Raw genomic sequence first — 8,617 nt, 5'->3', positions numbered from 1 at the left:
TTAAAATAATAAAAAAGAACAAGTCATATGACTTGTTCTTTTTTATTATTTTAAATGAATTGTAGGATAACGGAAATTCCTCCTGCTATAAGCATGACCGTAATCGGATTAAGCTTAAACTTACGAAGTCCAATTAAACTAAGTATAAAAAGAATCACAGACACCACCTGAAGATGATTCAAATTCGGTGGCCATATTTCCTCCCCAAAAAAAGATAAACAAATAATGGATACACCTGCACTAGCAATTAATGCGACAACGGCAGGACGTAAACCGAACAGAATCCCCTTTATAATCGGTAATTCTTTGTATCGCTGATATAAAAAGGCTAAGGTTAAGACAATGATACAAGATGGAGAAACACACCCCATTGTTGCAATAATGGCTCCTAGAAGTCCTGCAATTTGCATTCCAACAAAGGTTGCAGCATTAATTGCAATCGGACCCGGTGTCATTTGCGAAATCGTTATAATATCTGTGAATCCCGTCATACTTAACCAACCATTTTGTACAACAACTTGTTCCTCTATCAGAGGTAATGCCGCATATCCTCCTCCAAAACTAAATAGACCTATTTGAAAAAAACTAAGAAATAGTTTTAGATAAATCATTCTGTCACCTCATCTCCCTTTGTTTCTCTATGTTTATGAACTAAAAATGCTCCGATTAGTGCACATGTGATGATAATTAAAATTAGATTCACATTGAAAATATAACTGAGTATAAAAACGATTAACATCATCCAAATCATCTTTTTCCCACTATCTTTCACAAGATTATTTGCCATGCCAAAAACAACATCTACAATAACAGCTCCAATCGCTGCTTGCATTCCAAACATCAATGCACCCACCAAAATACTTTCTCTAAACAATTGATAAAACATTGAAATAACCGATAAAATAATTAAAGGTGGTAAAACTGTCGCTAAGATAGTGATAAATGCTCCTAAAATTCCAGCTAATCGATATCCAACTAAAATGGCAGCATTAACCGCCATTGCCCCTGGTGCTGATTGTGCAATTGCAGTCAAATCGAGCATTTCTTTTTCATCTAACCACTCTAATTCATTAACAAATTTCTTTCTCATTAATGGAACAATGACATAGCCACCACCAAAAGTAAAAGCACTCAAACAAAACGTTGAATAAAATAGTTTAAAGTAAAAATTAGCGTCCTTTTTCATACTCTCTCTCCCATATCAAAGCTATTTCTATCATTATAACACGTTTAGAATTTTACTAAAGTATAATTTCCATATTTTATATCATTATGTTAATTTGTTAGTTAGGTATGTGTAAAAAAAGAGAAATCACATGTGATTTCTCTTTTTTACATTATAATTGCCATTTTACAAGATTAACTTGCCCTTCACCTTCAAGAACTAAGTTTTGATCAATTTCCTTATTATAAATACGAGTTGTAAAGACTTCTGCTCCATTATTTAAATAAACTTCTACGATTGAATGATCGGAATAAATATGAAGATTTTCAATCGTGTCAACCGCAACCGAACGTTCATCACGCCCATATCCACTTTCACCTAACGCTAATGTAAAAATACCATTTTCATAAGATAATTTTAAATCTTCACGAAGTGTAAGTCTAAATTTCGTTGAGTTAGTAAATTCTAAGTTTAATTCAAAAGCATAGTTTTCGAATAATTCAATTTCCTTCTTTTCACCTAAAGATAAATTATTCATGGCAATTTCTTATTGACGCATCGCTTTTAGTTCGTCAACAGGTAATTGATAAATTTTATCACCTTTTAAGACAAGTTGACGTGGAAGGGTTAAACAATGTTGCCATTCATTTTCAATCGTTGGATTCCTATGTTCAATTGCATCCGGAACACCTGCCCAACCATACATAATCACACGTCCATCATGATTAATAAATGTTTGTGGCGCATAAAAATCAAATCCGCGATCTAGCTCATCAAATTCTCCTAGATTTAAAACATGTTTAGATTCATCAAATGAACCAATCGCATATCCACTTTGATAAACATTATGGAATTTTAATCCTTTAGCGTCTATTCCTTGTGGTGAGAACATAAAAACATCTTTACCTTCTAACTTGAATGTATCTGGACACTCCCACATGAATCCCATGTCATCAAGTCCACCAGCAGGAACGCTTAATAATTTCCAATCCGCTAAATTAGTTGATTGGTATAGTAAAACATATCCTTTATCGTCAACAGAACGAGCTCCTAAAACCATGTAGAACATTCCATCTTCTTCCCAAACTTTTGGATCACGAACATGAAGGCCCATATTTTTAGGATAATCTTCATTTGTTAATAAAACTTGTTTTTCTGAAAAGTTAAATCCATCACTTGATTTAACCATAATTACATTTTGTTCACGTCCTGTTAAGATGTAATCATGATTCCCCTCATGTTTAACATTCCCTGTATAAAATAAGTACATTTCATCATTATGAATAATGGCTGAACCCGAATAAACTCCATCAACATCTGCCGCAATATCTGGATATAAGGCAATTTCATGCTCTGTCCAATTTACCATATCTGGCGATGTATAATGTCCCCAAAATTTTAAGCCACCCTTTGCATCAAGTGGAGAGTATTGATAAAACACATGGTATAAACCTTTAAAATAACATAATCCATTCGGATCATTAATCCATCCCATTGGGGCCATAATATGATACTTATTGCGCCAAGCATCCGTTGCAACTTTATTCATTACTTCGTGTTTGTGGGCTTCAATTTCTTTAATAAACTGCTCTTTTGTCATCATGCTCTAGCCTCCCATTTTTTATAGCTTAGCGATTCATCATTTCAATGACTGCTTCTGTTGTTGGTAAGGCTGCAATTGCACCTTTTTTAGAAACTGTTAGTGCTGCTGTTGCGGCTGAAAACGTTAAGATTTCTACTACTTTAGCTTCATCTAAATTCACTAATTCTTCTAAGTTTGTCGCTGCTTTTGAAACTTGATATAAGAATGATCCGATATAAGAGTCTCCTGCCCCAGTCGTATCTTCTGCTTTTACCTTAAATGATGGAACTGAAATATTACGTTCTTTCGTAATAAATTCTGCACCCTCCGTCCCCTTCGTATAGATGACAACTTCAACTTGACCAACAAATAATGATTTTAGTGCTTCTTGTTCGTCTTTAATTCCTGTGATAAATTCTAATTCCTCATCACTAATTTTCACGATATTTGATAATGGTAAGAATTCTAAAATAGCTTGACGGCAAGCTTCTGGTGTTTTCCATAAAGGTAAGCGAACATTTGGATCGAAACTGATGATTCCATTATGCTTCGTTGTATATTCAATCGCTTTTTTATGTGCCTCTTTAATTGGAGCATCAATTAGGCTTACTGAACAGAAGTGTAAGATAATTCCTTCTTCAAAATCTTCTTCACAAATTTCTTCAGCACTTAATAACATATCTGCACTTGGATTTCGATAGAATGAGAAATCACGCTCTCCATCTTCTTTTAATGATACAAATGCTAAAGCTGTATTCGCCTCATTTGTACGACTAATGCGTGACACATCAACACCTAAAGGTTTAACTTCTTCTAAGATGGCATCTCCAAATCCATCTACCCCTAACTTGGTTAACATTTGTGCACGACCACCTAATTTTGCAACGGCTGCTGCCACATTTAATGGTGCTCCTCCTGGAACACGCACAAATCCTTCAACGTCTTTTAAAGCGACTCCTTTTTGTTGTGGAATAAAATCAATTAATGCTTCTCCGATTGCAATGACTTTTTTCATGATACCGTTCTCCTTTTCTTTATATACGCAAAACTGAATAGTGGGAAACTCCCATTATTCATCTTTGATCTCAATATTTAAATATTAGTTTTCTTCTTTAATTCCAAGAATCCATGTTGCAATAAATGCACCTGCAAGTGCAATTCCCATTGCGATTAAATAATTTAACATTGTTCCTGGTGCAGTGATAGCTAAGGCTGGTAATCCAGTTACACCAACAGCTGTAAATAATACTTTAGTCATCATAACATATGCTCCACCTAAAGCACCACCAATTGCTGCCCCGATAAATGGACGACCATACTTCATATTTACACCGAAGATTGCTGCTTCTGTTACACCGAATAAGCAACTAACTGCCGATGGTAAAGCGATTGCTTTTGTTTTAGCATTTTTAGTCATAAAGTAAACTGCGAATGCTGCCCCACCTTGTGCCACGTTTGCCATTGCCCAGATTGGTAATAATGGATTGAATCCAGTATTTCCAATTAACTCTAATTCAACAGCATGGAAACTATGGTGAATCCCAGTGATAACAACTGATGAATAAGTTCCACCTAATAATAATCCTGCGAAGATTCCAAAGTTATTTAGGGCATACGTGAAGAATGTTGAGATTGCTCCACCTACTGTGTTAGCGATTGGTCCGATAACTACTAAAGCTAAGAATCCAGTTACTAGGACTGTAATTAATGGAGTTAATAAAATATCTAACATCTTAGGTACGAATTTACGAGTATATTTCTCAACATAAGACATAACAAAGATCACAATTAAGATTGGTAAAACAGTTCCTTGGTATCCAAGTAATGGCATATCAAATAATCCCATAACACTAACTGTTTCATATCCTGTCCCTTGTGTCCAAGCATTTTGTAAAGCAGGGTGAATCATAATTCCCCCGATTGTTGCTGCTAAGTAAGGATTACACTTGAATTGTTTTGCTGCAGAGATTGCAATTAAAATTGGTAAGAAGTTAAAAGCTGCTGATGAGAACATATCTAATAACATGAACCACCATTCTTCTTTTAAATGTCCTAAACCAACTTTATCAACAACTCCTAAAATTCCCATTAATAATCCAGCGGCTACAATTGCAGGAATAATTGGAACGAAAATGTTTGATAACATACGGCAGAAACGTTGGAAAGGATTTAATTTTTCCATCGCAGCATCTTTAACATCCGCCGTACTCATTTCTTGAATTCCAGCAAGTGATGCTAATTCTGCATAAACGCGATTAACTGTCCCTTGTCCAATAATAATTTGGAACTGTCCAGCCGTTGAAAATACACCTTTTACAATATCCATTTTTTCAATCGCAGCTTGATCAACCTTTGATTCATCTTTTAAAACTAAACGTAAACGTGTTGCACAATGTGCAGCACTATTAACATTCTCTGCTCCACCAATAGCAGAAAGGATAGCTTTTGCTACTTCAGCATAATTTTAATTTGCCATTGAGTACTCCTCCTCAAATTTCATATTTACAAGCTCTACTTTAAGATAATCATTTATTCGGGACATTATCTTAAAGATTAGATCGACCCCATGATAGGTCTCATAAGATTAATATTTTCATAAAACGATTCTCTTATAGCGTTGATTAACTCTTTTATCTTACTCATTCACTCTTAGAACACGCTTTCTTATTTTACAAAAGAATGAGAGAACGTTCCCACATTCTCTAATAAAAATATTTGCGCTTACTCATTGCTTGGAGCAAAATAAACTATATTAACTGATCCCTACCTTAAGGGAACGTTCCCACCGCGGATAAAAAATAATAATCTCCATTTCGAAGATTATTATACACTATCTCTTTCAATAAGTCTATACGTAAAAATAAAATTGCTTTCACAATTTTTAGTAGATGATTTCCCTTGTTGAATATAATCAACTAATAACTTAGCTCCTCTAACGCCTAACGTTTGAAAATAATAATGAATGGTTGTTAATTTAGGCGTAACTAATCCTGCAATTTGTGTATCACCAAGTCCCATCACAGAAATATCCTCAGGAATTTTATATCCCGCTTCTTTTAGATACTCCATACATCCAATGGCCAAATGATCAGTTACCGCGAAAATAGCAGTCGGTCGACGCTTTAACTCCATTAACTCTTTTGCTAAACGATACCCACTTTGCTGAGAGAAATCACCAATTTGAATTAAATTCTCATCAATTGCTATTCCTTGAGCCATTAACTCATCTTTATATCCTCTCTTACGCTCAACCCCAACTGCCACGTCATATTCACCTACTCCAATAAATCCAATTGATTCATGGCCTTTTTCTAAAAGAAACCTAACAGCATCTCGGCTCGCATGATAGTCATCGTGAATAATACATGGATAATTTTCAACTCTTTGTGCTAAAACCACAATCGGGACATTAAGTTGATCCATCAACTCATAATGCTTAGGTGTTATTTCTGTTGCCATGAAAATAATACCATCGACTTGATAACTACGAAATACTTTTAAATAGTCCATTTCTTTTTCAATCGATAACTCACAATTTCCAATCAACACTTCATAACCATACTTACTTAACTCTTTAGTCACTCCCTCAACAACGCGGGCTGCCGTTTCAGTACTGATTTTAGGAACAATAACACCGATTAAATTTGTTTTTTGTGTTCTCATAATTTGTGCTTGACGTTTTGGAACAAATCCTGTTTTTTCAATCACTTCTTTAATTTTCGTACTGGCATCTTCGCTGACATAGCCATCATTTAAATATCTTGAAACCGTCGATTTAGAAACGCCGGCTAACTTTGCAATCTCCACAATATTCATTTTTATCACCATATAATAAAATATTAGACCTCTTTAATGTTAGCATAAATTAACGTCTAATCATAGAGCACATTTCGAGGCAATCACACATATAATAAGAAGAAAATCTAAAACAGCTAAAAAGGAGGCATTTTTATGTTTAATTTGACACCTTTTAAAAATCAGACTAATCAAGTTTCTAGTGGTAATGGTTTTTTTGATCTTTTTAATCAGATGGAAAATATGATGTTCAATTCATTTCAATCAAGCTTTAATACAATGAACAACACCTCTTTCATCGATCAAGGTTCAGAATACATCTTTACGCTAACTCTTCCTAATTTAAAAAGAGAAAACATTCAACTTGTGGTTGAAGATCAACTCTTAATTTTAACAGTTAAACAAGAATATCAGGCAACGCAAGATGGGGCTCAAAGTTATCAATCTAGCTCTTTTTCTCAAACATTCAATTTAGGCGATGTTGAAAGTAATAAAATTACAGCTAGGCTCAATCAGGATACCTTAACTATTATCTTCCCCAAAAAAGCAACTACCGTAATTAACCGTCGTGTCATTAACGTTCTATAAAGTAAAAAAGACGATTTTCACTAAAACGTGAAAGTCGTCTTTTTTCATTACAGTTCATAAAGACCTGTTGATAAATATCTCTCTCCTGTATCCGGACATAAAACAACAATTCGTTTAAATGCAAATGCTTCTTGTTTTGCTAGCTCAGTCGCTGCAAAAATCGCTGCTCCTGATGAAATACCAACTAATAATCCTTCTGATTTGGCTAACTTTCGCGATGTTGCAATAGCATCCTCATCGCTAACTTGCACAATGTCGTCGATAATCGATTCATTTAAAATTTTAGGAACAAAGCCTGCTCCAATTCCTTGAATCTTATGAGGTCCTGGTTTTCCTCCTGATAAAACAGGCGAACTTTTCGGCTCAACAGCAATAATTTTAATATCGGGATTTTTCTGTTTCAAAACTTCACCAATACCGGTAATCGTTCCCCCCGTCCCAACCCCTGCTACAAACACATCAACATTCCCTTCTAAATCATCCCAAATCTCAAGTGCGGTCGTTTGCTTATGAATGCGCGGATTAGCTGAATTTTCAAACTGTTGTAAAATAATTCCTCTAGGTGTGCTAGCACATAATTCATTTGCTTTAGCGATAGCGCCCTTCATTCCGTCACTGCCTTTTGTTAAAACTAAATTTGCACCTAGTGCCTTTAGTAAATGACGTCTTTCAAGACTCATTGTTTCTGGCATGACTAAAGTTAGTTGATACCCTCTAGCTGCACAAACAAAAGCCAATCCAATCCCAGTATTCCCACTGGTTGGTTCAATAATAACTGAGTCTTTACTTAATCTCCCTTCCTCCTCTGCTGCTAATACCATCGAATAAGCAACGCGGTCTTTTACACTTCCTGCAGGATTGAAATACTCAAGTTTAGCAACAATAGAAGCCAAAACTCCTTCTTGCTGATTGTACTGACATAATTCTAACAACGGAGTATGTCCAATTAACTCAATTAAACTGTGCACCATTTTTTCCACTACAATTCCCCCTTTTTTTACTATAGTATACTCAAAAAAAACCTACAATTATGACAAACAAACTAAAAAAGAGTCTTTAGTTGACTAGACTCTTTAACGATTTTAGTTGTTCAAATTCATTTTTTATCTCATTTAATAACGATTCTTCTGTTAATAATCGAAGCCCAATCGAAGCTAAAATCAATGCTCCATCTAAGATAGCTTGATCTCCTACTTTTGAAATAGCAGCTTCTTTAAAGTGTTGGGTATGAATCGTAATGGACTCGTCACAAATTTTAAGTGTTGGGTGAATCGTTGGAACCACTTGGCTCACATTTCCGGCATCCGTTGAACCAATGCTTTTAGCACCTTCTAACTTAACTTCTAACCCTAATCTCTTTGCTTCTTCAATAAATAACTGTTCAAATCGATCACAGATTAACATCTCATGAACTTGATTAAAATCATCGTTATACTTAAACTCGCATCCTGTTGCTTCAGCGCAACCTTTTCCGATGTGTAAAATCT

General features: G+C 34.9%; 8 protein-coding genes and 2 pseudogenes. 1 reads left to right on the top strand and 9 read right to left on the bottom strand.

Going from position 1 to position 8,617, the window contains the following annotated elements; translation table 11 throughout:
- Positions 1-50 precede the first annotated feature (50 nt).
- From QWC74_RS02070 to QWC74_RS02040, 7 genes and pseudogenes are all read right to left on the bottom strand, one after another.
- A complete protein-coding gene (locus tag QWC74_RS02070) occupies positions 51-611 on the bottom strand; it encodes a chromate transporter (protein WP_006785011.1) in 561 nt (186 codons plus the stop codon).
- Positions 608-1,186: a chromate transporter gene (locus QWC74_RS02065; protein ID WP_006785010.1), complete on the bottom strand. Its 579-nt coding sequence runs from the start codon at positions 1,184-1,186 to the stop codon at positions 608-610. The genes QWC74_RS02070 and QWC74_RS02065 overlap by 4 nt, the downstream gene beginning before the upstream one ends.
- A gap of 151 nt (positions 1,187-1,337) precedes the next feature.
- Positions 1,338-1,703 (bottom strand): GH32 C-terminal domain-containing protein, encoded by a 366-nt coding sequence (locus QWC74_RS02060; protein ID WP_288993868.1) that lies wholly within the window; start codon positions 1,701-1,703, stop codon positions 1,338-1,340.
- 9 nt (positions 1,704-1,712) lie between these two features.
- The gene (locus QWC74_RS02055; protein ID WP_288993867.1) at positions 1,713-2,768 is read right to left on the bottom strand and encodes a glycoside hydrolase family 32 protein; all 1,056 of its coding nucleotides are present in this window, start codon (positions 2,766-2,768) and stop codon (positions 1,713-1,715) included.
- Between the two features lie 25 nt (positions 2,769-2,793).
- Positions 2,794-3,762 (bottom strand): carbohydrate kinase, encoded by a 969-nt coding sequence (locus QWC74_RS02050; RefSeq protein WP_006785008.1) that lies wholly within the window; start codon positions 3,760-3,762, stop codon positions 2,794-2,796.
- Positions 3,763-3,846: 84 nt separating this feature from the next.
- A pseudogene (locus QWC74_RS02045) lies at positions 3,847-5,199 on the bottom strand (sucrose-specific PTS transporter subunit IIBC); the annotation flags it as partial.
- 371 nt (positions 5,200-5,570) lie between these two features.
- Positions 5,571-6,563 (bottom strand): LacI family DNA-binding transcriptional regulator, encoded by a 993-nt coding sequence (locus QWC74_RS02040; RefSeq protein WP_006785006.1) that lies wholly within the window; start codon positions 6,561-6,563, stop codon positions 5,571-5,573.
- Positions 6,564-6,698: 135 nt separating this feature from the next.
- On the opposite strand from QWC74_RS02040, the gene QWC74_RS02035 reads away from it, so the two are divergent.
- Complete coding sequence (locus QWC74_RS02035) at positions 6,699-7,130, top strand: Hsp20/alpha crystallin family protein (protein ID WP_006785005.1); 432 nt, start codon at positions 6,699-6,701, stop codon at positions 7,128-7,130.
- 47 nt (positions 7,131-7,177) lie between these two features.
- Here QWC74_RS02035 and cysK read toward each other — a convergent pair whose 3' ends face one another.
- Both cysK and QWC74_RS02025 read right to left on the bottom strand, forming a co-directional pair.
- Positions 7,178-8,110 carry a cysteine synthase A gene (gene cysK, locus QWC74_RS02030; protein ID WP_006785004.1) on the bottom strand — a complete coding sequence of 311 codons (933 nt, stop codon included), beginning with the start codon at positions 8,108-8,110 and terminating at the stop codon, positions 7,178-7,180.
- A gap of 76 nt (positions 8,111-8,186) precedes the next feature.
- A pseudogene (locus tag QWC74_RS02025) lies at positions 8,187-8,617 on the bottom strand (amidohydrolase); the annotation flags it as partial.

This window comes from uncultured Turicibacter sp., from assembly GCF_938044715.1.
GTDB classification, from domain to species: Bacteria; Bacillota_I; Bacilli_A; order MOL361; family Turicibacteraceae; genus Turicibacter; species Turicibacter sanguinis.
This window is presented reverse-complemented; position numbering and strand designations above follow the sequence as displayed.

What these genes read in the sequence shown, in the direction of transcription:
- QWC74_RS02055 (WP_288993867.1), bottom strand. Translation starts at nt 2,768, where the DNA reads ATGATGACAAAAGAGCAGTTTATTAAAGAAATTGAAGCCCACAAACAC.
- QWC74_RS02060 (WP_288993868.1), bottom strand. Translation starts at nt 1,703, where the DNA reads ATGAATAATTTATCTTTAGGTGAAAAGAAGGAAATTGAATTATTCGAA.
- QWC74_RS02070 (WP_006785011.1), bottom strand. Translation starts at nt 611, where the DNA reads ATGATTTATCTAAAACTATTTCTTAGTTTTTTTCAAATAGGTCTATTT.
- QWC74_RS02065 (WP_006785010.1), bottom strand. Translation starts at nt 1,186, where the DNA reads ATGAAAAAGGACGCTAATTTTTACTTTAAACTATTTTATTCAACGTTT.
- QWC74_RS02035 (WP_006785005.1), top strand. Translation starts at nt 6,699, where the DNA reads ATGTTTAATTTGACACCTTTTAAAAATCAGACTAATCAAGTTTCTAGT.
- QWC74_RS02050 (WP_006785008.1), bottom strand. Translation starts at nt 3,762, where the DNA reads ATGAAAAAAGTCATTGCAATCGGAGAAGCATTAATTGATTTTATTCCA.
- QWC74_RS02040 (WP_006785006.1), bottom strand. Translation starts at nt 6,563, where the DNA reads ATGAATATTGTGGAGATTGCAAAGTTAGCCGGCGTTTCTAAATCGACG.